This window comes from Bradyrhizobium sp. WSM3983 (genome assembly GCF_000473045.1).
In the GTDB taxonomy this organism is placed as follows: Bacteria; Pseudomonadota; Alphaproteobacteria; order Rhizobiales; family Xanthobacteraceae; genus Bradyrhizobium.
Genome location: NZ_AXAY01000044.1, coordinates 12802 through 36675, shown reverse-complemented (window position 1 = coordinate 36675; position 23874 = coordinate 12802). Strand labels below are relative to the sequence as shown.

General features: G+C 63.3%; 19 protein-coding genes and 1 pseudogene. 14 read left to right on the top strand and 6 right to left on the bottom strand.

Going from position 1 to position 23874, the window contains the following annotated elements; all coding sequences use genetic code 11:
• Positions 1 to 293 precede the first annotated feature (293 nt).
• Entirely contained in the window at positions 294 to 566 is a 273-nt protein-coding gene (locus YUA_RS0137540) for a DUF3551 domain-containing protein (protein ID WP_027535257.1), read from the top strand.
• 770 nt (positions 567 to 1336) lie between these two features.
• Here the strand turns inward: YUA_RS0137540 and YUA_RS0137535 are convergent.
• The gene (locus YUA_RS0137535; protein ID WP_027535256.1) at positions 1337 to 1552 is read right to left on the bottom strand and encodes a hypothetical protein; all 216 of its coding nucleotides are present in this window, start codon (positions 1550 to 1552) and stop codon (positions 1337 to 1339) included.
• A 191-nt stretch (positions 1553 to 1743) separates the two neighbouring features.
• Here YUA_RS0137535 and YUA_RS46325 point away from each other — a divergent pair, with 191 nt between their 5' ends.
• The gene (locus YUA_RS46325; protein ID WP_051383607.1) at positions 1744 to 2439 is read left to right on the top strand and encodes a TetR/AcrR family transcriptional regulator; all 696 of its coding nucleotides are present in this window, start codon (positions 1744 to 1746) and stop codon (positions 2437 to 2439) included.
• Between the two features lie 12 nt (positions 2440 to 2451).
• On the opposite strand, the gene YUA_RS0137525 is transcribed toward YUA_RS46325, so the two are convergent.
• The gene (locus tag YUA_RS0137525) at positions 2452 to 3456 is read right to left on the bottom strand and encodes a fumarylacetoacetate hydrolase family protein (protein ID WP_256375408.1); all 1005 of its coding nucleotides are present in this window, start codon (positions 3454 to 3456) and stop codon (positions 2452 to 2454) included.
• Positions 3457 to 3504: 48 nt separating this feature from the next.
• On the opposite strand from YUA_RS0137525, the gene YUA_RS46320 reads away from it, so the two are divergent.
• The 10 genes from YUA_RS46320 (at position 3505) to YUA_RS0137470 (ending at position 18043) form a co-directional block, all read left to right on the top strand.
• Entirely contained in the window at positions 3505 to 5121 is a 1617-nt protein-coding gene (locus tag YUA_RS46320) for a bifunctional 3-(3-hydroxy-phenyl)propionate/3-hydroxycinnamic acid hydroxylase (protein ID WP_051383606.1), read from the top strand.
• A 16-nt stretch (positions 5122 to 5137) separates the two neighbouring features.
• Entirely contained in the window at positions 5138 to 6250 is a 1113-nt protein-coding gene (locus tag YUA_RS46315) for a VOC family protein (protein WP_063627847.1), read from the top strand.
• 88 nt (positions 6251 to 6338) lie between these two features.
• Complete coding sequence (locus tag YUA_RS46310) at positions 6339 to 7499, top strand: MBL fold metallo-hydrolase (protein WP_051383605.1); 1161 nt, start codon at positions 6339 to 6341, stop codon at positions 7497 to 7499.
• A 37-nt stretch (positions 7500 to 7536) separates the two neighbouring features.
• On the top strand, positions 7537 to 9429 hold the full coding sequence (locus tag YUA_RS0137505) for an acyl-CoA synthetase (RefSeq protein ID WP_027535254.1): 1893 nt from the start codon (positions 7537 to 7539) through the stop codon (positions 9427 to 9429).
• Positions 9430 to 9477: 48 nt separating this feature from the next.
• Positions 9478 to 10512 (top strand): alcohol dehydrogenase catalytic domain-containing protein, encoded by a 1035-nt coding sequence (locus tag YUA_RS0137500; RefSeq protein ID WP_198029575.1) that lies wholly within the window; start codon positions 9478 to 9480, stop codon positions 10510 to 10512.
• A gap of 213 nt (positions 10513 to 10725) precedes the next feature.
• Positions 10726 to 11193, top strand: a complete 468-nt coding sequence (locus YUA_RS47325; protein WP_210164575.1) for a hypothetical protein — start codon at positions 10726 to 10728, stop codon at positions 11191 to 11193.
• Positions 11194 to 11274: 81 nt separating this feature from the next.
• Positions 11275 to 11490, top strand: coding sequence for a hypothetical protein (locus tag YUA_RS47320; protein ID WP_027535251.1), 216 nt, complete (start codon positions 11275 to 11277; stop codon positions 11488 to 11490).
• 403 nt (positions 11491 to 11893) lie between these two features.
• Positions 11894 to 13051 carry a DUF3320 domain-containing protein gene (locus YUA_RS49325; RefSeq protein ID WP_156947556.1) on the top strand — a complete coding sequence of 386 codons (1158 nt, stop codon included), beginning with the start codon at positions 11894 to 11896 and terminating at the stop codon, positions 13049 to 13051.
• A 451-nt stretch (positions 13052 to 13502) separates the two neighbouring features.
• Entirely contained in the window at positions 13503 to 15110 is a 1608-nt protein-coding gene (locus tag YUA_RS46300) for a hypothetical protein (RefSeq protein WP_051383603.1), read from the top strand.
• Positions 15107 to 18043 carry an AAA family ATPase gene (locus YUA_RS0137470; RefSeq protein ID WP_027535248.1) on the top strand — a complete coding sequence of 979 codons (2937 nt, stop codon included), beginning with the start codon at positions 15107 to 15109 and terminating at the stop codon, positions 18041 to 18043. The genes YUA_RS46300 and YUA_RS0137470 overlap by 4 nt, the downstream gene beginning before the upstream one ends.
• Before the next feature lie 320 nt (positions 18044 to 18363).
• Here YUA_RS0137470 and YUA_RS52430 read toward each other — a convergent pair whose 3' ends face one another.
• The gene (locus YUA_RS52430) at positions 18364 to 18492 is read right to left on the bottom strand and encodes a hypothetical protein (protein ID WP_256375404.1); all 129 of its coding nucleotides are present in this window, start codon (positions 18490 to 18492) and stop codon (positions 18364 to 18366) included.
• A gap of 1143 nt (positions 18493 to 19635) precedes the next feature.
• Here YUA_RS52430 and YUA_RS50645 point away from each other — a divergent pair.
• Entirely contained in the window at positions 19636 to 19776 is a 141-nt protein-coding gene (locus YUA_RS50645; protein ID WP_156947554.1) for a hypothetical protein, read from the top strand.
• Positions 19731 to 19835 (top strand): annotated as a pseudogene (locus YUA_RS52475) (acetyl-CoA hydrolase/transferase C-terminal domain-containing protein); the annotation flags it as partial. The gene YUA_RS50645 and the pseudogene YUA_RS52475, both read left to right, overlap by 46 nt.
• An 11-nt stretch (positions 19836 to 19846) precedes the next feature.
• On the opposite strand, the gene YUA_RS0137455 reads toward YUA_RS52475, so the two are convergent.
• The 3 genes from YUA_RS0137455 to YUA_RS0137445 all read right to left on the bottom strand — a co-directional run bounded on the left by YUA_RS0137455 (position 19847) and on the right by YUA_RS0137445 (position 23841).
• The gene (locus YUA_RS0137455; protein ID WP_027535247.1) at positions 19847 to 20383 is read right to left on the bottom strand and encodes a hypothetical protein; all 537 of its coding nucleotides are present in this window, start codon (positions 20381 to 20383) and stop codon (positions 19847 to 19849) included.
• 13 nt (positions 20384 to 20396) lie between these two features.
• A complete protein-coding gene (locus YUA_RS0137450) occupies positions 20397 to 21728 on the bottom strand; it encodes a hypothetical protein (protein ID WP_027535246.1) in 1332 nt (443 codons plus the stop codon).
• Positions 21729 to 21795: 67 nt separating this feature from the next.
• A complete protein-coding gene (locus YUA_RS0137445; protein WP_245285362.1) occupies positions 21796 to 23841 on the bottom strand; it encodes a hypothetical protein in 2046 nt (681 codons plus the stop codon).
• Between the last annotated feature and the right edge of the window lie 33 nt (positions 23842 to 23874).

Below are 23874 nucleotides of genomic sequence, written 5' to 3'. Positions count from 1 at the left end.
CTCGTTCGGCGTCGGTCAGCTACAGCCGCTCCGGAAGCTATGGCTACGGCGGCTCGCGATACGGCCGTGCGGCCTACGCTGCCGGTGCCTATGCTGCCGGAGCCTACACCGGCTACGCGTATGGCAGCTCGCGCTATGGATATTACTCCGATAGCGACTGCTACTATGTCTATAGGCGCAACAGGCGCGTTCTGGTGTGCAATTAGCCATCGTCACCCCGCGTCTGGCTGACTTCCTGCGTGCGCTACTAGCTCCCAGTCCATCTCATCGCCGAACACAAGCAGGAAAGTATTGTGAACAAAATCACCGTCCTCGCCACCATTACCGCTGCCGCATTGGTCGGTGCAGTCTTCCTGAGTGATGCCGGTCCGGCCGCGGCCAAGGACTACGAATTCTGTCAGCAGGATTATTCGTCGGCCATGCGGTCATGCGGCTTCGAAACGATGGAGCAGTGCGTCGCCATGATCTCCGGCCGTGGCGGAAGCTGCATGCGCAATCCCCTTCTGGCAGAGACGAGCAGATCCTATGCTTCCGCTCCGAAAAGCCGTGCCCGCCACCATCGATAGTGAATGGAGTTGTGGCTGTTGAGGGCAACTTCTGCGCGTCCCGCGGCCCCGTTAGTTGGTTGAAGGTATCCAGCGGGGTGAGGGGCCGCCCTTACCATCAGGCTTGGCTACTAGAACTGTCACCCTCGGCTGCGAATTCTGCTGGAGAGAGACCATGAAAAAACACCTGATCGCGAGCGCCCTTTGTTGCGGTTGCCTCGCGTTGGCGACGGCAGCCGAAGCCCGAACCTCTTACGACGGACCCTGGAGCCTTGTGTTTGTCACACAGCGCGGAAACTGCGACCCGACTTACACTTTTTCAGTCAACGTAACCAACGGAGTTGTCAGCCATCCCAATCTGGTGAAATTCAGGGGATATGTCGCGAGATCGGGCGCGGTTCGAGCGTCGGTGACCGTGCACGAAAAATATGCGTCGGGTGTGGGGAGGCTGAGCAAAGATACAGGCCGCGGAACGTGGACTGGCCACGCGGGAGCCGAGCGGTGTTCCGGATATTGGACGGCACAGCGAAGCCAATAACAGGCCTGCAGCAACACGCACTGCTAGTGAGTCGACGAGAGGCGAAAAGCCCTGTCGAGCAGCAGCGGCAACAGCAACACGCGGCCTGAAGGCCGCATCTCAGCTTCCGCGCAATCTGGACCTAAATCAATAAAGGTAAGCCCCCGGAGCCAGTAGGTCTCCGGGGGCTTTTTGAATCGTCGAGATCAGGTACATCCGCCGATCGCTCAACGATCCGAGGCTCGCAATCAAACCAGATCGATACGAGGAACGTTCAAGCGCTCGCTTGCAACTCTTCTTCTTCCTCTCTCGCCAAGATGCGAAGCATTTCGATGCCTATCTCGCCTTCCTGGGGTGAGGTTATGTACCTGAGCTCTTCGCCTCTCCCTTGGAGAGCGCCAATCGTCATGAGGGCCTCAAGAGCGGTCTTGGCATAGATTCCTGAAATGTCGTCCACGTTGCTCGCGCTGAAAACAATTGTGTATGGCATGATCGTTTCCCTGCTTTCCAAGCATCATGTTATCAGCTTAAGGCAGGAATAGGACAGGTTTAGCCGATGGCTTCGATATCCACGATGCTGGGGTTCGAAAATCCCTTCCTCATACGTCTGCCTTGCATCTTCGCTCTGGACGGTCTAGTCAATTTGAGCCAATGAACAGTTGAGCCTCGAATCGCAAGCGCATGGCCAACATCGATCCGATCCGTCGCGCCGAAATTGGGCGCGAGAAGCGGGCCAAGACCCGTGCTCAGCTCATTGCAGCCGCGAATGCGCTATTCGCTCGGCAGACGGTTGACTCTCTCACAGTCGACGACGTGGTGCGGGAAGCAGAAGTCGCCAAAGGAACGTTCTACGTCCACTTCAAGGACCTGCGTGAATTGACAGCTGCCGTGGCAAGCGAGTTGGTGAAGGCCATCGACGATCTGCTGCAACCGATCCGGCTCTCGATCGATGATCCAGCGCTCCGTGTTGCCTATGGCTGCAGTTGCTTCATCGATCGGGCACTTGCAGATCCCAGTTGGGCTGGTGTGGTGGTGCGGATGGCCGCAGCTGAGGCGACGGTCGGGAAGGTCGCGCGTCGGCGTCTGCTTGAAGACCTGAGGCGGTACGTCAAGGAGCTGCCGCCAAGCAGCGCGATCAGCACCGAGCTCGCGCTGGAGATCGTGGTCGGCATTCTTCTCCAGGTGCTGACCGCTATTGCCGACGGCCGGCTGTCGTCGAGGCATCGAGAGGGCGCCCTTGCCGCGATCCTGCGGGCGATCGGCCTGGAGGCACTGCAAGTCAAGTCGGTGCTGGCGCGGCTGCCGAAGTCGGCGAACGTGGCACCCGCCGAGCTGCGCGGAAAACCGGCCAAGCTCCGCCACGCAGCTGGCGGTTAAACGCTCAGCCTCTCACGAACCGACGATGTCGGTAGCCTGTTCGCCAAGGTCGATTGCGCCGTCGCGGCTGCGGATCCGTGCACTGACCCGGTCGCCCGGCTTCAGATATTGCGGCCGACGCCCCTGTCCATTGAGAAACAGCTTCCAGAGCACGCGCTCCGGCAGTACCTGGAGCAGCCGACGCACCGGTGGCGGCGGTACCCGCAGCGCACAGCCGCTCGGCGTGCCGGTCAACAGCACGTCGCCGGGGGCGATGTTGGCGAATGTGGAGAGCTCGGAGATCGTCTCGGCGGGTTTGAACACCAGGTTGGCAGTGGTGTCGCGCTGCCGTGCCGCGCCGTTGACGTCGAGTTCGAGCATGAGGTCATCGATGCGGGGAAATTCGTCGCGCTCCAGCACCGTGAGCCAGGGCCCGATCGGGCAGAACCCGCGGTAGCTCTTACCCTTGAAGAACTGAGTCTGCGGCAGCTGCACGTCACGGGCGCTCAGATCATTGGCCATGGTGATCGCGAACACGTAATCGGGCAGCGTTTCGGCTGTCACAGCGACGGCCGACGAGATCGGGCGCCGAAACACCAGCGCTAGTTCGATCTCGTAGTCCAGGAGCTTGACGTGAGCGGGACGAGTCACCGCCTCGCGGCCTGAGCAGACCGAGGCGTCGGCCTTGGTGAAGAACATGTTGAACAGCTTGGCGTCCGGATTCATGCCGGACTCGATCATGTGCTGCCGGTAATTGGCACCCTGGCAATAGAGCCGGCATGGTGCCGTCACAGGCGACAGGATTTTCACCAATGCGGTGGCGATGCGCTCGCCGCGGGCGGGTGCCTCACGCCAATCGGCCTCGCCCTGTTCGATCAGCGCTGCCGTGGTCGGGTAGTCGCCGCTGAGCGGGGCGATCTCCGAACCCATCGCTACACCCCAACGGGGTCCGTTACCCGTTTCGAATCGCACCAGATTGACGGCCACTGCGTCCTCCCAAAATTCTCGTATTGACGATTTAGTCGTTTTGACTATCATGTTCAAAAATAATTGTCGACCCAGTCGACCTGAAGCGAGGAAGCTCACATGGCAGTGGAAAGCGTCGCAGCGCGAGCGCCGCTACGCGAAGTCGAGGTCACGGTCGTCGGAGCCGGACCGGTGGGACTGATGCTGGCGAACCTGCTCGGCATCGCCGGAATCAAGGTCGCGGTGCTCGAGGCCAACGAGGGTCTGCTCGGATTGCCGCGGGCGATTGCCTACGATGCGGAAACGCTCCGCCTCTTCTCACAGATCGGGCTGCTCGACGACATTAAGCCCGGACTGATCCAGAACCCCCATGTCCGCCATCTCAATGCGCGCGGTCGCGCGCTGATGCAGGTGGACCTGCCGCCTTGCGGCCCGTATGGCCATTCGTCGCTGGGCACTTTCTATCAGCCGGACTTTGAGCGCGTTTTGCTCAGTGGCCTGAGCCGGTTCGACAATGTCAGGGTGCTGTTCGGGCACACCGTTACCAATCTGGTGCAGAGTCACGAGGATGCCGCGGTATCGATTGCAACCGGCCAGGGCGCAAGCACGTTGCGGTCGAAATTCGTGGTCGGCTGCGACGGCGGTACAAGCCGGATTCGTGACCTGCTCGGCACCAAGCTGATCGGCTCGACCTACACCCAGCGCTGGCTGGTCGTCGATGCGATCCTCAGGGGACACGACGTCAACCAGATCAGCTTCTACTGCGACCCCAATCGTCCGCGTGTGGAATTGCCGGCGATAGGCGATCGTGTGCGCTGGGAGTTCATGCAGCTTCCGGGGGAAACCGAGGAGGAGTTGAAGAACGACGGGCGGATCAAGTCGTTGATCGCCGAGACCACGCGCTATCGCGAGGTCCAGATCGAGCGCAAGGCGGTCTACACCTTCCATGCCCGAGTCGTCGACCGCTGGCGTAATGGCCGCGGATTTCTCGCCGGCGACGCCGCGCACCTGATGCCGCCATTCGCCGGCCAGGGCATGAACGGCGGCATGAAGGACGCGATCAATCTGGCCTGGAAGCTTTCGGCCGTGCTCAAGGGACTTGCCGAAGAGACAATCCTCGACAGCTACGAGGCGGAACGCGCGCCGATAGTGCGCAAGATGGTCGAGGTGTCGCGCCGTCTCGGTGCCGTCATCATGCCGACCAACCGCGGCGCCGCCGCGCTACGCGACGCGATCTTCGCCTGCCTGAATATGTCGCGTGCCTTCCGCGACTTCATCGGCCGCGGTGGCGTGGTGCCGTCGCCGGCGATTGGCCGCAGTGCGCTGACGGGAGTTGGGAGCGATGCCCTGATCGGCCAGATGCTGCCGCAACCCAGCGTCAAGACGCCGGACGGCTCGTTCCCGCTGGACACGTTTCAGGCGTGCCATCAGTGGATGGTGCTCGCCATCGGCACCGATCCGGCGACGATGCTCTCGGGGCGCGACCTCGGCATTCTCGATGCGCTCGACGTGCGTTTCGTCTGCATCAACGGCCGCAGCGAAAGGCCGCAGACGCTCGAATTGCGGTGCGAGGACGCCGTGTTCAACAGTTGGGCGAAGCATCACGCCCTTCGCGCAGTGCTCGTGCGCCCAGACCGCTTCATCGCCGACCGGCTCGATTCGCGCGGACGCGATCTGCCGGTTCTCACACAATTCGCCAGGATGCGCGGCGTCACCGCGCCGCCGATCGCGGCTTGAACTAGAGGAGGTCCATATGTCTGCCAACCTGGTGGTTCGGAACGGTCCCGGCAGCACCGAACTGCGGCGCAGCGCCTCGCCCTTCGTGAAGGCGAACCAGCTCCTGTACGCACACTTCGGGCGCCCCGATCTGGAAACGGCGGAGCGATACCTCATCGACTTTGGCCTCTTGCGCGTCGCGCGAACCGAGAATGAGCTGTTCATGCGGGGCACCGGGTCCGTGCCATACGTGTACCGCGTGACGCGGGGCCGCTATCCCGGTTTCCTCGGCATCGGCCTCTCCGTGCCAAAGCCCGAGGATCTCGAAACGCTGGCCCAGAAGCTCGGCAGCCGGGTCGAGCGCGCCGATGGGCCGGGCGGCGGCTCGGTGGTGCACCTGCGCGATCCGGAAGGGGTCGCGGTCCACGTTCATCACGGCTTCACCCCGAGAGAGCCGCTGCCGGTCCGCCCGCAGATCCTGCACAACGCACCAAGTCAGACCGTGCGCGTCAACGACACCCAACGACCGAAGCTCGAGCCGCCTCAGGTCACCAAGCTCGGCCATCTCGTGTTGGAGACGCCCGATTTCAACCGCAGTATGCGCTGGTACATGGACACGTTCGGCGTCATCCCGTCGGACGTGCTGTGCCTCGCCGACGGCACACCGGTTGGCTCATTCACGCGGCTCGACCGCGGCAGCGAGCCGACCGACCATCATACGATCTTCATCGCCATGGGAATGGAGTCGAAGGTTGACCATGTGGCGTTCGAGGTCGTCGATCTGGACGCTGTGGAGATGGGTCAACAGGTGCTGATGGCTAAGCGCTATCGCCACGCCTGGGGGGTCGGCCGTCACCTCCTTGGCAGCCAGATCTTCGATTATTGGCGCGATCCCTGGGGCCAAAAGCATGAGCACTACGCCGACGGCGACCTGTTCGATGCCGCCCAGCCGGCGGGCTATCACCTGATGGATCGCGGTGGCCTTTACCAGTGGGGGCCCGACCTGCCCGACGATTTCATCGACACCCGCATGACGCCGGCGCGGCTCTGGCGGGTGCTGAAACTCGCAATCAAGGACAAGTCGCGCGTGAAGTTGTTGGTCGAACTCAAGAACAGCATGGCGAGCCCGGGCCGCAAGTGGCAGCGGTAACGTTGGACGGCGAAAGGATCGAGCAGCTCAACGGTAAAGCTTCGCGTGGCCGCGCTGTCGGCGGCGCGTGCTGCCAGGGGGACCGTAAATGAAGAAATTCGCTCTTGGCGCGCTCGTTCTCGTATCGGCACTGTCCGCGTCGATCTGGTTGGCGTCGGACAGAATTCTGCAGCATGTCATGAAATCGTCGCTGCTCACGATCGCAACGCGCTTCCAGACGGGGCTGCTCAACGACGACGCGCTCCACGTTTGGTTCTGCGGAACCGGTTCGCCGCAGGTCGAGCGTGATCGCGCCCAGTCATGCACCGCCATTCTCGCCGGTGGCTCGTTTTTCGTGTTCGACACCGGCGCCGGCTCGGGATTGAAGGCGGACCTGGGCAATCTCCCGCTGGCGAATCTGGACGCAGTGTTCTTCACACACCTGCATTCCGATCACATCAGTGATTTGCCGGTCTTTATGAACAACAGCTGGCGCTACGGGCGCCAGCAGCCCCTGAATGTGTTCGGCCCCGCCGGCACGGCGGAGGTCGTCGCGGGCTTCAATCAGGCGCTCGGCCCGGACGTCGCCTTTCGGTCGCAGAATGAGGTGGCGCAATCGGCTGCTGTCGATGTGGGGCAGAGCCAGGCGGCGACGATTGCGAATTCGGCGCCTTCCAGCGACGGCCGTTCCTTGCGAACCTATGGAAACGTGGCTTTTGCGGTCGGCCATGACGTGGCGGTGGAGGGAGCGGAGCGGACGCTGGTCTACGAGAGCCGTGGCGGCGTCAAGGTCTTAGCATTTCTGGTTCACCACGAGCCGGTGAAGCCGGCGCTCGGCTATCGCATTGAATACAAGGGCCGCATCGTCGTCATCAGCGGCGATACGCGCAAGACCGAGAATGTCGCGCGCCATGCCGAGGGCGCGGACATGCTGATCCACGAGGCCTACAACAAGGACATCGTCAACCGGACCCTAAGCTTCCAGAACGAGATTCCGGATTCCGCATACACCCGGCAGGTGCTCCGGATCGCGCATCTGACGCAGCACTATCACACGACGCCGGTTGAGGCTGCGGAATCGGCCGAGAAGGCCGGCGTGCGGACGCTCGTGCTCACGCACATCATTCCGCCACTCGGAACCGGACCACAGAATTTCTTCCTGCGCCGCCTTTTCCTGAAAGGTGTGGATCAGGCCTTCCACGGCAAGGTCCTTATCGCCGAGGACGGCCTGCACTTGACCCTGCCGGTCGGCTCAGACGCGGCGCCGTAGGCTTTTCCAGTTTTTCAATCAACGAAGGAAACACGTCATGGCGGTACGCGGCCTCTCGGACATCGAAGCGATCGAAGCGCTGCCGCTGCGCGATCGTGGCTTACCACGGACGACGTATGACGTGTTCGTCGGCGGTGCCAAGCGCTGGCGCGACCGCAAAGCGCTCTCCTTCTTCCTGACGGCGGATGCCTATCAGCGCGCGCAGACATGGACCTACGCCGAACTGCTGGCGGAGATCACGCGAGCCGCGAACGCCCTTCACACCTTCGGCGTCAGCGCCGACCATCCCGTCGCCTACGTCCTGCCGAACCTGCCGGAAACTCATTTCACGATCTGGGGCGGCGAGGCGGCCGGTGTGGTGCTTGCAGTCAATCCGCTGCTCGAGCCGGATCTGATCGTCGAGATTCTTCGCGCGGCCAAGGTGCGGGTGCTGGCGACGCTCGCGCCATTCCCCGGTGTCGATCTGTGGGCGAAGCTTGGACCGCATCTTTCCGCGCTCTCCGAGCTGCGTGTGGTCGCGCTGGTCGATATGATGACCTATACCGGAGGAGCCGGGGAAGGATCGGCGGCTGCGGCGTCGAGCTTGCCGGATGCGAAGTTCGACATCGTAGATTTCCGTGCGGCGATGCTGGCCCAGCCGGCCGATCGCCTGGTTGCACCGCGCGCGATCACGGAACATTCGGTCTCGTCTTACTTCTGCACCGGGGGCACGACCGGCGCACCAAAGATCGCGGTGCGTACGCATGGCAACGAGATCTTCGATGCCTGGGCCGCGGCGCAAGTGTTCGGCGACCGCGAGGAGCCGCGGACCTATTTCTGCGGCCTGCCGCTGTTTCACGTCAACGCGCAGCTCGCCACCGGCCTGTTGCCCTGGATGCACGGCCATCACGTGCTGCTGGCGACACCCGAGGGATACCGCGGCAAGAACCTGATCGCGCGTTTCTGGGAGATCGCCGCCCATTATCGCATTGCGACATTCTCCGGCGTGCCAACCATCTACGCCGCGCTGCTCGAGGTGCCAATCGGCGACAACGACGCATCTAGCCTCGAACACGCGATTTGCGGCGCCGCGCCCATGCCGGCTACCTTGATCGCGGCGTTCGAGGCCAAGACCGGCGTCAAGATCGTCGAGGGTTACGGCCTGACCGAGGGCACGTGCGTCTCATGCCTCAATCCCCCGGAGGGGCAACGCCGACCCGGTTCGATCGGTCTGCGCCTGCCCTACCAAAAGATGCGTGTCGTCATTCTCGACGATGCCGGACGTTTGTTGCGAATGGCGGATGTGGACGAGATCGGGACGATCGCCCTCCACGGGCCGAACGTGTTCGCCGGCTATCTCGATCCGCAGCAGAACACGGATTTGTGGATCGAGATCGAGGGTTCGCGGTGGCTCAACACTGGCGATCTCGGAAGACAAGATGCGCAGGGCTATTTCTGGCTTGCCGGCCGCCGCAAGGAACTGATCATCAGGGGAGGGCACAACATCGACCCCAAGCTGATCGAGGATGTTCTGCACAGGCATCCGTCGGTCGCGATCGCCGCCGCTGTCGGCAGCCCCGACGCCTACGTCGGCGAGGTGCCCGTCGCTTATGTCCAGGCCAAGCCTGGCGTCTCCGTCAATGATCAGGAGCTGATGAAGTTTGCTGAGACGCACATTCCCGAGCGTGCAGCGATTCCCAAGCGCGTGGAGATATTGCCTTCGTTGCCGATGACCGGGGTCGGCAAGATCTTCAAGCCGGCACTGCAGCAACGCGAGATTGAAAGCACGATTCGAAGCGAGGCGGCAAAGGCTGGCGTACCCGTCGGCAAAATCTGGTTCGAACACGATCCTCGGCTTGGCCAGGTCGTGGGCATTCGCGTTAGCGCGGGGACTGCGCTGTTGAGGACTGCGCTCGAGCGCTATGCCTTTAAGTTCAAAGTGGTCGAATAGCTGATGGTCATGGCAATGAACATTATGAATGCTGGCGCGGAAGCGACGTTGACGTCTCGCACGGTCCTGATGTGCCTCGGGCCATCATCCCAAGGTCGCCTGGAGGTTCGGCCAGCTCCTCGCCAGAAGCCGCGGCCTGATGAGCTCGAGGTCGCGGTGACGGCCGCGGCGGTCAATCCCATCGATGTGCGACGTGCGCATGGATATGGTCGGCGGCTGCTGTCCCTGCTCCGTGCCGCCAAGTTTCCCGCGGTTCTCGGCAACGATGTGGCTGGCGTCGTCTCGGCCACGGGGGCCGCCGTCAGCGCGTTCAAGATCGGCGATCGCGTCTATGGAGTGAAGCCGCCTTCGATCGACGGCACGTATGCCAGCCATGTGGTGCTCAAAGCCGCACACGTGCTGCCGGCCCCGCCGGAACAGGGCCTTGAGGCTCTGGCGGCGCTTCCTTACAGCTTCGTCACCATGTGGCTTGCAGTGCGCGGCGCCGGACTGACCCGGCACAACGCCGCCGGAAAGAACGTGCTCGTCCATGGCGCCGCCGGCGGCCTCGGAACGCTAGCGCTGCAGATGCTGTCCGCGTGGGGGGCAGCGGTCGCGGCAATCGCGCGGCCGGAGGATTTCACGGCTTGCCGTGCGGCCGGTGCTGTCGCGGTGGTCGACAGCACCGATGGGCCTTTCACGTCGGTCTCAGGAATTTTCGACGCGACGCTCAATTTCGCGTCCTGGGAACACGATCGCTCGCTGCTCGGCTGCCTTCGCGACGGTGCGCTGGGTCATGCCACTACCGTGCATCCGCTACTCGGCAATTTCGACGAACTCGGCTGGATGCGCGGCGCGCTGAAGACAGCGTCCGACAAGCGGCACCATCGCGCCGCCCTCCCGCCCAATGTGAACAACTACGCATGGACCACCTTTCGTCCCGAGGCAGCCGCACTTTTCGATCTGCGGCAATTCGTCGAGCTGCAGTGCGTCCGCCTTCCCATCGCGATGCGAGCGCCGCTAGCCAATGCAGCTGAGGCTTTCGATCACGCGAGGAATGGAGGGCGCGGCCGCGCATTAATCCTGCCGGGCAGAAGCGCCTAAAGGGACGCAAAATCCTATAGCCTTTTGATGCTGGCGTATCTAGCCGTCAGATAAGCTGAATTCGGAAGTGTCCTAATTTGTCGCGGGAACGAATGTTCACTTTGTAACTTATGTCCCTCGTGGCCCGAGGGACTGCAGTACAAGGCCTTGAGCGCGGCGTCTCGCGTCCAGGCCCTAGCGGTATGGTCCGTCGTCACCTTCGTGATGGAGGCGTTGGTCTTCGTACTGGTGGGGTTGGCTCTTCGCGGCGTTCTGCACCGGTTCGGCGCGGATTGGGCGACCGTCCTTTCGCTCATGCCCGCGGCCGCGACGATCTTTGCAGTACTCGTGCTCGCCCGGTGCGCGTGGATTTTCCCGACGGCTTTTATTCCGAGGGCGCTGATCCCGTCTCTCCGCGCGCGAGATCCATTTCCACCGCTTGCCGTTCCGCTGGTGATCAGTTGGGCCGGAATGCGCGGCGTCGTCAGTCTCGCGGCCGCACCGTCGTTGCCCGAGCATTTTCCGGGCCGCGATATCATCCTGTTCGTGACCTTCTGCGTCGTTGCCGCAACCATCGTCGCGCTCGGACTGACGCTGGGTCTGGGTGGCGAAGACGCTGGCCGGGAAAGAGTTCTTGCTCCGCGGAGAGGGGACCCTGTCCGAAGAGGCTGTCTGGGCCGAAATCGCGCGCGCCGAGTTTGATGCCATCTGCGCGCATTCTCTCGGAGCGGAGGGCAAGCATTTCCACCCGCGGCTCGTCGAACATTACGGGCATCGCCCGCGGTGGCCGAAGACCATGTCCTCGCCAAGGGCTCCCATGAGGAACGAAGACTTCAGCACTACCGCGCCATATTGATCGCGGTGGAAGCCGGCAACAGGCTCCTGGAGCTCTTCAATTCCGGGCGCATTCACGACACCGTCATGCACAGGCTCGAAAGTGAACTGGACCAAGAGGACCTTTTTGCGGCGCGGGTGGTCGAAGTGATGGACGTCGATTGAGTCTTGCAAAATCTGAGTCTTGGAAAATCCCAGCAGGGTCGGTCCAAACGATCGTGCCCAAACGCAAGCCTGAAGTCCGGTAACGATCTGCCCTGATCTCATCGCTCGGCGCCAAGTGTCGCCGCAGTGCTGGAGCCGATCTGGGAGACTGCCGCCACCTCGGAGCCGGCCCACTCGGATAAGCGCAGTGCAACTAAGCACCATCATCGTGCGACGAATGCCCATCTTCGGGCGGATAAGCCCAGCGGCGCGACCAGCAAGTCATTGATTGTTCTGAACCCGCAGCTGTCTCTTAATCAGCGGGTCCCAGGTTCGAGCCCTGGTGTGCCCACCAATAAAATCAAGCACTTAGCATCAATCGGGAGGCGGTAAGTGGCCTCATTTTACAGGTCATTTTACAGTTTTGTTCGCGCTTCGAGCTTCAGCACTGCAGCTTCAGCAAGCTGAATATCGCGACGAAGGTAGTGCGGGTCGAGAATGGCCTCAACGTCCTTTAGCGAGTGGCGAAGGACAATCGGAAGATCTGTTCGTCAAGAACATCGAGAACCTGCAGGGCGATGAGCGCGACGTTATTCTCGTTAGTGTTGGCTATGGCCCCGTTATCGCCGGCAGAAGCTTGAACAGCATGTCGTTCGGTCCGGTTAACGGCGAAGGCGGCGAACGACGACTCAATGTGTTGTTCACCCGTGCTCGGATACGCTGCGAGGTGTTTGCATCGTTCGATCCCGGTGACATTGATTTGAACCGCACCTCGAGAGAAGGTCCGCGAATCCTCAAGCGCTTTCTTGATTTTGCAAAGAATGGTCGTCTGGAAGTAGACTCGCCGACGGGCCTCGATGCAGATTCGCCTTTCGAGGAAGATGTTGCTGACGTGATCCGGGGGGACGGCTTCCTCGCAGACGCGCAAGTCGGATCTGTTGGTTTCCGAATCGATCTGGGTATTCGTCATCCTGACAGGCCGGGCAGCTACATCCTCGCCGTCGAGTGTGATGGCGCGACATACCATAGCGCTCTTTGGGCCAGAGAACGAGACCGCTTACGTCAGGACGTGCTTGAACACCTGGGTTGGCGGTTTCATCGTATTTGGATTACCGACTGGTTCTATAATCGCCACTTTGAGATAGAGCGACTGCGCACGGCGCTTTCGGAAGCGCGGGATAGGTCTGACCAGAGGCCGCGAGTCGAGGGAGCAAATCAGGCACGATTGATCGGACCAGCCGAAGTGGAAGCTGCGCCGATTTTAGTTCCCGAGGTCGTTGTTCGGCAGATGCCTCCATATCAGCGGGCGGCCTTTCGCGTCAGCACTTCGAACGAGCCGCATGAGGCGCCCGTTTCCATGCTTGCGAATCTGGCTCGAAGGATCGTGGATGCCGAAGGACCGATCCATGTGGAAGAAATCGCTCAGCGCTCAATTCTGGAAATACAAGCCGCGTTCAGGATAGCCCGTGAAGATAACGCCAGGGGTGAAGACGAGGAGCTTGTCAGAACAGTGGCTCGCCTACTTGGTTTCAAGCGGGTGGGAGCGGATATGCAGGCGCGACTAGCCGAGGGCTTAACTTGAGCGGGTCATCATAGTGTGCCGAGCGACGCGACCGGTCACCGCGCTGGGATACCTTAGCGGTTGCCGTTGCTCCTGATAGGGAGATCGCGAGTACTTCGTCCGCGCGGATGGAAATGACAGGAGAGCCAGCGATTCGAATCTCTTCGCCCCCTCCAAGACTCGAAGAAAATCCTAATCGTCAAATTGTGATAGATGTCACACATCTTCCTGCAATCCCATGCTACGCTTGGCGACTAAGGGGCGCGGTTGTTTCTGAATGTATCAATTTCCCGCCAAGGTCGGTTCGGCAAAGTCTCAAATTTTCTGCAAACTCCAAAGTTCTGCAAATTGAATGAGGGCCTCTGCCGGCACGCTTGCGCAAACGGCATCTCCGGGTCAGATTGGTCGCCGGAATCGGTGTCGTGCAGGCATGCGCGCTTGAGTAGCAGTCGCACGGGCACGAGGGGGGCACATGCCGCGATCTGGATCTCGGTCGAGCTGGGCGGTCGTCGCCAGAGCCGCCACGGCGCTAGCGCTGAAACTTGCACTATTACCTGCGCTCCTATCTGGGACGGCAGTCGCGGCGGACGCGCCCGATCCGTTCGCCTCCAATTTCGGCGTCTACCCGCCAGCGGACTCCAACCCGCCGCCGTTCGAAGGGCCTTACAAATTCCGCAAACTGAGCCACGACTATCCTGCTCAGCCGCCGGAGCGGTCGTGGCGCGACGTCAAGCCGAAGGGCCGCATCACCGTCGCCAACGCCGCCGACTACATGGCGCGGCTGAAGGACTATGTCGCGCCGTCGCTGCGCAAGATGATCGAGGCGCCCGCGCAATGGGATCCGGCGTCGAGCGGCTGGTACGACATGCCCTGGATGGGGCCGGCGGACGCGCCCGGCAACTACGACAGCGGACGCGATCCGATCCTTGGTGCATTCACCGGGCAGATCATCATCGGAGCGAGCGAGACCAACAGCGGGCTCAAGGGCGATACCGAAAACCATACCATCGTCTATTACGACCGCATGGCGGCGACGATGTTGGACAAGATCTGGAAGGACGTGCGCAATCCCCTCGTCGATGCCGCGAGCTTTCCCGAGGGCGGGCTCGTGGTGAAGGCCGGAGGCGTGGCGGCGACGCCGGCCGAGTGGCCGGTGGTCGATGGCGCCGCGATCTGGCGCGTGTATCGGCCGCCGCTCAAGGAAATCCTCGACCATCGCCTGCACGGCTCGAAGGCGCCCTACACGCTGCAGATGACGGACCTGCGCGTGATGCAGTTCGACATCATCGTCAAGGACACCGACGCGGCGCCCGAGACGGGTTGGGTGTTCACGACCTTCGTCTATGACAAGGATGCGCCCAAGGGAACGGGCGCCTGGGATCAGCTCGTGCCGCTCGGCGCCGTCTGGGGCAACGATCCGCAATTTGATCATTATCCGGAAGGCCATCCGCCCGGTATGGCGCTGACGCAGTTCTGGCACAATCCGACGGCGCCCGCCTACACCGAGGCCACCCTCGGATGGGGCGGCCGCATGTCGGGTCCGATCGATATCGCCCAGCGCCACGGCGTGATCCTGGTTGAGGGCGTGCAGCGCGGCCAGCTCAAGACCGACGCCGATTGCGACTCACCGAATGTCAAGCATACCGATGTTTCCGGCGGCTTCCATGCGTCCGCCTGTCTGAGCTGCCATGGCACCGCCCAAAGCCTGGTCCCGGCGCGGATGTATCCCTCGCCAGTCATCGCGGACCTGCCGCCGGACGGAACGCCATTCTGTCTCTACACGCCAGGCGGCCCGCAATGGGCCCAGTGGTATCAGAACCGCCCGGGCGACCAGCCCCAGCTTCTGTTGCCGGCGCTGCTGCTGCCCGCGGCCGTCTCCACCGCGAGCATGACGGCACTGCCGTTCGTGCGCCTCGCACCCAACCCTACGACGCCGGTTGATCCGCAGGCGATCCACCGCGCCCTGACGAAGGTGCCGCGGGGCCTCGACTATGACATGCTCCTGATGTTCGCCATCGGCAACGCGCAGACGAGCAGCCAGGGTTTTACCCTGCTGCCGAAGCGGACACCGGTCCATTGACCGGCTTCTGCACCGAGTGCGGCACGCCGCTCGGCGAGGGCGTCAAGTTCTGCGGCGCCTGCGGCACGCGGGTTCCGGAGGCGAAGCCGGTGACGGTTCGGCTTGCGCTCGGCGAGCGCCGCAGCATGACCGTGCTTTTCGCCGATCTCGTCGGCTCGACCCAGATGATGGACGGACGCGACCCTGAAGAGCTCCTCGACGGCCTCGCCGCCTATCGCATGGCAATCCGCGAGACCATCGACAGCTGCGGCGGTTTCATCCTGCATCATCTCGGCGACGGCGTGGTGGTCTGCTTCGGCTACCCGATCGCCAATGAGGATGCTGCCGAGCGCGCGGTCCGCGCCGGTCTCGCCATCGTCGACAAGGTCGCTCGGCTTGCGCCTGCGGTCGCCGGCACGCCGCTTCAGGTTCGTGTCGGCATCGCCACCGGTGTGATCGTCGGGGAGGGCAATGCGGCCACCGCGCGCATGGAGGACAATTTCACCGGCGCTGCTCTCAACATTGCCGCACGGCTGCAGTCGCTGGCTGCGCCAGGCGAGGTCATCATGGCGCAGTCGACCGCGCGTTTGGTCGAGGGTGTGTTCGAGACGCGCGCGCTCGGGCCGCAGACGCTGAAGGGTTTCGCCGAGCCGATCGCGGCGTTCGTGCCCACCGGCATCCGTGCCGGCCGCAGCCGTTTCGAGCGCCGGCTCGATATCGCCCGCGCTCCGCTCATCAATCGCCATGTCGAGCGCGATGCGCTCAGGCGCCTGTTCGACGTGGCGTGCGGGGGATCGGCGCAGTTCATCAATCTCGTGGGCGAAGCCGGCATCGGCAAGTCCCGCCTTGCGCACGTGCTCAACGAAACCGCGCCGGACGCCGCGTTCCAGACCGTCAACCTGCAATGCAACGCGGCGCTCACCAACACCGTGCTGCATCCCCATATCGATCTGCTGCAACGGCAGTGCGGTATCGCGGCCCATGACGAAGACGCCTTGCGGCTCCAGAAGCTGCGCGTGTTTCTCGACGACGGACCGGCGACCGATCCCGATGCGCCGGCGTTGCTTGCGAGCCTGCTCGGCATCGCCGGCGAGGATGTGCCGCCGGTCCGCATGAGCCCGCCGGAGCAGCGCGCGCGCACGCTCGCGATCCTGCAGGAGCTCATGGTTGCGCAGGCGCGGGAGAACCCGCTGGTTGTCGTCTATGAGGATCTGCACTGGGCCGATCCCACCTCGCTCGATTTCCTCTCCGGCTTCGTCGAGGCAAGCCCCGCGGCGCCCTTGATGATGATCGCGACCACGCGGCCCGGATCGCGGCTCGAATGGGCCGCGCGCGAGAGCGTGACCACGCTCGCGGTCGACCGGTTGACGGCGGACGATTCCTCCCGTTTTGCCGAAGCGATCGGGCGCGACATCGGGCTGTCGCCCGCCGACGTGTCGCGCATCGTCGCCAAGACCGATGGCGTGCCGCTGTTCGTCGAAGAGATGACGCGCATGATGCTGGAGTCGCCGGATCGCATCCGCCGCGGCGATCTGCCCGAAACCCTCTCCGACTTGTTGACCGAGCGGCTCGACCGGCTCGGTCCGGCCCGGCGCGTGATCCAGGTCTGCGCCGTGATCGGGCGCGAGTTCGCGCCTGCGCTGCTCGCCGCGGTGACGGAACAGTCTCTCCAAGAGCTCGACGAGCCCTTGCAGGCGATCCTTGCCTCCGGCCTGGTTGGCCAGGGTCCGGGCGAGAACCTTAGCTTCAAGCACGCGCTGATCCAGGATGCCGCTTACGCCTCGCTGCTCGCGCGGCCGCGGCGTGAGCTGCACGAGCGTGTCGCGCTGCGGCTGATCTCGGACTTCGCGGAGATCGCCGAGCGCGAGCCGGAGATCGTCGCCCGCCATTTTACCCTCGGCGGCAAGCCGCATGCGGCCGCGGGATGGTGGCTGCGCGCGGGCGCCGCCGCGATCGGGCGCGGCAGCGCGCAGGAGGCGGCGGCGCTGTTGCAGGCGGGTCTCGATGCGCTCGCCGACCAGCCCGACGACGAGGCGCGCCGCCGCGAGGAACTCGGCCTGCTCGCTGTGCTCGGCCCGGCTCAAATGGTGATGAGGGGCCCCGGCAGTCCTGACTTCGGCGCCGTGCAGCGGCGCGCCTACGACACCTGCCGCGCGCTGCCCGACACGCCGTCGTTGTTCCGGATCACCTACGGCCTTGCGCTGTATCACTGGGGCAAGGCGGAATTTGCCACCGCGCTCCCGCTTGCCGCAGCGCTCGATGCGATGAAGGCCGACGATCCCAGCGAAGAGCACACGCTCGCTGCCGGCAACATGAACGGCATGATCCGCCTGCATCTCGGCGACGCGATGGAGGCGCGCAACCGGCTGAGCGAGACGGTCGGGCTCTACCGGCCGGAGCGCCACGCGCCGCTCTATCCGCACTACATGATGGATTTTGGTGTGTTCGGCCGTTTCTATCTCGGCATTGCTTGCCTGTTGACGGGCGCGGGCGATGTCGGCGCGACCCATGCGCGAGATGCGGTTCGGCTTGCGGAGACGCTCGGGCAGCCGCATTCGCGCGGTTTTTCCATGCTCGCTAATTTCATTATCGCGATGCTGCGCGCCGACGTCGTGACCGCCCGCGAGTGGGCGAAGCACTGCCGCCCGTTCTGCGTCGAGATGGGTTTCCCGGAATTCGTCGCCTTCGCCGACGTCGCGTCCGGCTGGGCCGACATCCAGGATGGCGCGGTGGAGAGTGGCCTTGCGCGCCTCGACGAGGGCATTGCCGCTTGGAAGGCCACGGGCTTCGAGACCTGGCAGACCTGGTTTGGTGCGCTCCGGGCGGAGGCGCTGGTCAAGCTCGGCCGCCAGGACGAGGCCCGCACCGAAATCGCCGAACAGGAGCGTCGCGCGGCGCAGAACGGCGAGCGCCTCTTTGCGCGGCATTTAGCGGACGCTGTGCCGTCGCCTTGAATAGCCGAGGCGCACCACCAGTCTCCCTCATCGCTTCATGCGGCAGGTACCACAGCCCCGGTTTGGTGCCGTGCTGCCGTGCGCGCCCCTTCGAGAATGCCTGCTGCGAAGACGACAAAACTGGTGCCATAAAGTTTGAGCTTACGTACGCTTTGGCGTCATGCCGGAGACGCCGCTGAGCCCATGTGTGCACATCGCAATACTCAATTGCGGGTGGCACGTACGACCTTTTAGTCCCCTGCAGGCGTCCCGAACGCTTCGACCCTTTTGGCTCCGGCGGTCTCGACAAAGGACCTCTTCTCTGCCGATCTTGAGGAGGGCTAGGGGCTCTGCGCAGGCCTCACCGGCACGTGGGGTGCCGAGCTTACCGCCCTCGGAGCACCGTCAGTGCAGGTCGGCTGGCCCTTAAGCAACATCTCCAGCACCAGGAAGAATTTCTCGGCCAGCATTCGTCGAACTCCATTGTCCAACCCGTTATCGTGGAAGCCTAGCGTTGCTGCCGCTTTTGTAGGTGCTCCTGAAATGGATTCCTTCGCGGCCTTGTTCAACTCGAACTTCTTGAGCAGCGAATCGCGGTCCTGGCCCCAGCACAACCTTTGCCCAAGCCCAAGCTGTGAATGATTATACCAAGAAGAAGCTCGAACGCGAATACCCTTCAACATTGCTACTGTGTTTCAATCAATGCTGTGTCGTCTGTGCACAACGCGAGGCGGTGTCCGCATAAACCCGGTTGCGTGGCGCAACGAAATGGATGTCCGTTTTGCGCCTAAAGCGACGCACTTGCCGCGCAGCCGCGAAATGATCGGCTTGCAGGTACATAGCCTGGGCATGAGATGTCGTCGGCCGTCATCGGGCGCGCCCAACGGCGCGATCTTTGCGAACTCCGTGGCCGCCCGCGCAGAAGGCAGGAGATCATCCAGTGGCGCCCAAAAGAGCTTCCGTTGTGTTCGCTGCATTTCGTCAATGCAGGCTTAGACCATTCGCGGGCCGCTGCAGTTCTGGAGGCTGGGATCGCTCAGCCGTGGAGCGTCGCGGACAGCCCGCTGCGAATTGGGAGCAGATAGTCCTCTCGGCTAATCCTACGCGGTTGGTCTTGCTAACATCTGTAACCGCACGTTGCCGGATAGTGGCGCCTCCGACGAATCCCGCTGATCAAACTCCAGATAGCTCGCGTGTATTGTAGCCGGGCCGCGAGCCCCCTCGAACAACACCCGGACCTGTGATGCTGTGGCTCCATACCTGACGAACTTACAGTAGATCACCCCCTTGCGCGGGTTTCGACTTCGCCCCAGTTCATTGAGCTGCAATCGGTCACCAACTGTGAAATCGCACATCGGACTGTCCATCGCTTCCGCTTCTCGAGACCCAATGCAGTCGGTAAATGCGCACTCTGTCGGATTGGCGACTTGCGTGTGAGAAATCGTTGAAAATTGCAAACGAAGTTTCTTTCGCTCTTCCGTCGCTACCTTAGCGCACTGCATGCGGTGAGGATCCCTTCGGGGAGCGCTAGCGACGACCTGGGAATCGATGTCGCGCTGGTGCCAAAATGAAGGCTACTACGAAAGAGCAACCGATGGACGACTCGCTTTGCGGTGCCGGTCACCGTGACGGGCATCACCTCGACGGTCGACAAGCTGCTGCTGAAATCGCTGATCTCCGCGACGCTCGATCTCGGCTCGGCGAAGACGCGGAGCTGCGCGGCCGTGGGCTCGCCGAGCGCGCGCGCCGCATGATCGCCATCGCGGCGCCGGAACACCGCGACGCGTTGTCGGCGCAGCTACGCGGCTCCGCCAGGTCACCGCCTCAGTTCATCATCGCGAACGTCGGTCGCTGGCTTTCGCAGGCTTCGATGACGCCGGGCAGGTCAGTGGCCTCGCCGGCGATCAGGCCCGACATCCGCCAGAACAGATGGGCGAGCCGCGAAAACACCATCCGCTCGCGCTCGGTTATGCCCGTTCCGTCGGGAACGGTCACGGTTTCCAGGCCGACCACCTTCCTGAAATCAGGCCAGATCGTCATCGATTGCGCGATCGCCGAGAAACAGCACACATCGTCCTCGGTCTCGTCGGGGGCGGGTAGCAGGCCCGGATATTGCGATGGAGCGAGATAGAACCTATAGGCGCCACAGCCGAGCTGAAGCAGGAACTTTTCCGGGACGGCGATGTCGTTCGCAAACGACACCAGGCGCGCATCGCGCAACACGTCCGCGTCAATGGCGGCGAGGTCCTCGGCTCTCAGCGCGGAGCAGAACGACAGCTCGCGATTGTGTCCCCGCAGCAGGTTGGCCAGCGGCGGCTGTTGTTGGACAGTGTTGGTGAGCAGGATGATGGTCTTCAGCATCGTGTTTTGTCCGTCAGGGGAAAAGGGTGCGAGCAGTCATGACCGGATCGTCCGCGGCCCCGAGCGATGCCTGGATGGCGAAGAAATCATTGGCGATCCGCTGGCCCGGTGCGATCTCCAGGATGCGGTAGCAGGCCAGCATTGCGGCGTCGCGGGCGGCGCCAATGTCCTCCTGCGAGGCACAGAGCGACAATTCGAGCCGACCGTATCCACCGCAATCGGCGGCATAGACGCCGGTCACGGCCTCCACGGTAGCGGCGACTGCGCTTGCGTCGTTCTGCGCGATGTCGCGCAGGATCACGGCGATGCCGTTACCCGCTGCGGCTTTCGAAGTCATGACCATGAAGGCATCGCGCGCCCCGGTGCGGCCGGCGCGGCGGGCCGCGCGAACGAGACTTGCGAAGCCGGGATCGGGCCCGAGCTCCATCGTCGTCGTCGGCCGATCATGCAAAATCACGGCACGCGCCGCGGCGAGGTCGCCCGTCAGCGCGTGATAGGACCGCGGCAGCCACACCGTGTCGAGCGGCAACTGAGAGGAGGTCAAGCTCCAGGCCTGGTCGAGCAGATAGCCCTCCCAGATGGCAGGGTACAACGCGGCGAGATGCTGCCAGGTTCGCAGCAGCATCTCCGCAGCCTTGGTGCGGCCGAGATAGAGCGTCCGCGCCGACATCTCCCAGCGATTCCACTTGTGGAGTGCGACGTCGCAGCCGAGGAAGGATGGCAGCAGCGGTGCCTCGCGGAGCGCGGCGCCGGCTTCGACGAACAGCAGCGGCTCGCGATATTTGTTCCACATCCGCAGCATGAACTCCGTCTTTTCGAAGCAGAGCAGGCGCTCGCTGAACTGGGTGTCGATCGGTTCGATATGGCAGGGGAGATCAAATCGTTCGAGCGAGTGCCGGAGCGCGAAGGCGGCGGTCGCGTCGCCGCCGCGCGGGTAACAGGAGACGATCCGCGGGCGGGCGGTCGATGCATCGGCGGCGACGAGGAATTTCGACCAGCCGATGCCGCCCCACCACATCTCATGCGGGCCGTCGGCGCCGCAGGGGCCGACCGTGCCGAACTCGGTCAGCTTGGACTTGAGGAAGTCGAAGCCGGGATTCTCGCTGGTCGGAATGACCACGGCACAGCCGGGATTGAGCGATCGGTAGAACAGCTCGGCCGCCGCGCCGCTCGGCGGCTTCTTGATCATGATGACGCCGCTGCGCCCGTTGCCAGCGAGATCGCCCAGCGTCGGCAGGCCATATTGGCCGGTCAGCCAGCCCAGACGATCGCGCTGGGCCCGGCCGAGCCGGATGCCGCCGGATTGCAGGAAATGATCAAGGTTTGCGTGCGTCCCGTCCGTCAATTCCGTGCCCCTCGCGTCGCCGGTCAGCCCTTGGAATTGAACGGCCGGGGCGGCGCGATCAGGCGCATTATTTGGGGCTGGAATGGAGCGAAGTGATCGCGACCGAATAGACTGCGAAGTCATTCGCCATTGGGGCGACGGGGATCAGCAGGCAGGCGTCGTCGTTCTCGGTGCGATAATGGGCACCGTTGTGCCGCACGCCGGCGTAGACCAAGCTTTCGGCGGCGATCCCTATCACGTCCTGGCTCTCGGCGGCGTCGCGAATGTCGTCGGCGGATTGGATGGTCACGCTATGAAGGAGACCTTCTGCGGCGAGTTTCGGCAACGGCAGTGCGATCATGGCGAGGGCCATCGTGCGCGAAATCGGGATATGCAGGCGTAGCTCGCCGAGGCCAGTGCGGTAGAGGGTTGCGGTCTCCAGCGTCGCTTCGGCGTTGGCGCGGAACAGCCCGATCTGGACCTGGCCGCAAGGGCTCTCTTCGAAGACGTCGGCGGGCAGGCGGTTGGCCCCGAACAGCGTGTAGAGATAAGCGTTCGACGGCGACAGCCGGGCAAAGCTGCCGGCGAGCCACATCGGCGGGGCGGCTGACGCGCAGGCGGCGGACAAACCGCGGGCCGTGATCTGCCGGCGGATGAAGTCGCTGTCGATCATCGGCGCCAGCGCATGCGTGCCGAGATTGACGTCGTGCTTCAATCCGCCGAGCAGCGCCAGTTCGTCCTCATCCGGCAGCAGCAGGAACCGCGCCAGTGTCGCCGTGCACCAGCGCGCAGCGACATCCGGCGCGGCATAAGGACTGAGACAGAAGTCGAGCGCGACATCCTCGGCGCTCTCTGCAAACGCCACCGTACCGGCCTGAATCTCCGCAGCAAGCGCGATCTGGCCCGCCGGACGCGGATTGATCTCGCGCAGCACCTGGTCGCCGTCATAATCCCGGACCGAGCCGTCGGCGGAACAGCAGATCTGCTCCAGCAGCGCAATGTTGCGGATCAGCATGCGCTTGACATGCGGCGTCACCACGAGGTCCGAGATGAAGCCCGCCGCGCTGTCGTGTTCGGCGAGATCGTCGAAGGCATCGTCGAGCGAGATCAGATAGGCGCCATGGAGACGGATCTTGATGCCTTCCATGTCGAAGACCCGGCGCAGCGCCTTCTGCACGCTCCCGGAATAGCCGAGATCGGCGAGCACGAGGTCGGTACACTCGTCGAACCCGGGGATCGTGTGGCGCAGATAGGCAAGCAATCGCGCGCGCAGGGCTGCTGCAAGCTCGATGATCTCGCTGGCATCCATCAGCTCTGGCAGAGCTTTGGCGAGGTCTTCGCCCGGAGCAACTCCGTCAGGATAAGCCGCGAAGAATGCGGCGACCTCTGGCGGCAGGATCTTGATCATGTCGCCGAAGGTCGGCGCGTCGATCTTCAACACCTTGCTGAGGAGATCGACCAGCGGCTGCATGGTGTCGGCAGAGGCGATCAGGCTGACGCGCCGGTTGATCTCGAGATAGGCCGATGTGGTGCCGTGCAAGCCCTGCCAGATCCGGTGTGGCAAGAAGCCGTCGCGGCCGAGGAAGGCAAGGGCGACCTTTCGACCGGGGCTTGCAATCTCCGCACAGAGCCGGGCGATGAAGGCATCGAATGCCGTCATCACCGGGCCGAGTACGGTCATGCCGAGATGATGGGCCGGAGACTTCTCGGCGTTGCGCGCGGCGACCATGCGCCGCAGGGTCCGCGCGCCACGATCGAGCCTGGACGGCGCGCCGGCGCACAGCAGCTCGAGCAGCGCCGTCTCGCGCTGGAATTTTGAGGCCAATTGCAGCGTCGCCTGCGGATAATAGCGCGGCCGAATGCCGTGACGCTTCGCGCCCCTGATGTCGGCCTTATCGTTGTCGCCGACGTGAAAGGAGGCGCTCGGGTCGATATCCTGCTCGGACAAATACTTTGCGAAAAGCGCCTCGCTCTTGCCGCTGCCATGGTCGCAGGAGGCGTAGAGGAAGTCCCATGTCAACCCGGGGCGGCATGCGCGCAGCAGCCGCGCCAGCGAAGCGGAATCCCAGTAGGTGTCGGAGATGAATCCAACGCGATGGCCGGCACGCTTCATGTCCATATATTGCCGAAGCATGTCCGGATTGGCGCGACAGAGCTCGAGCTCGGC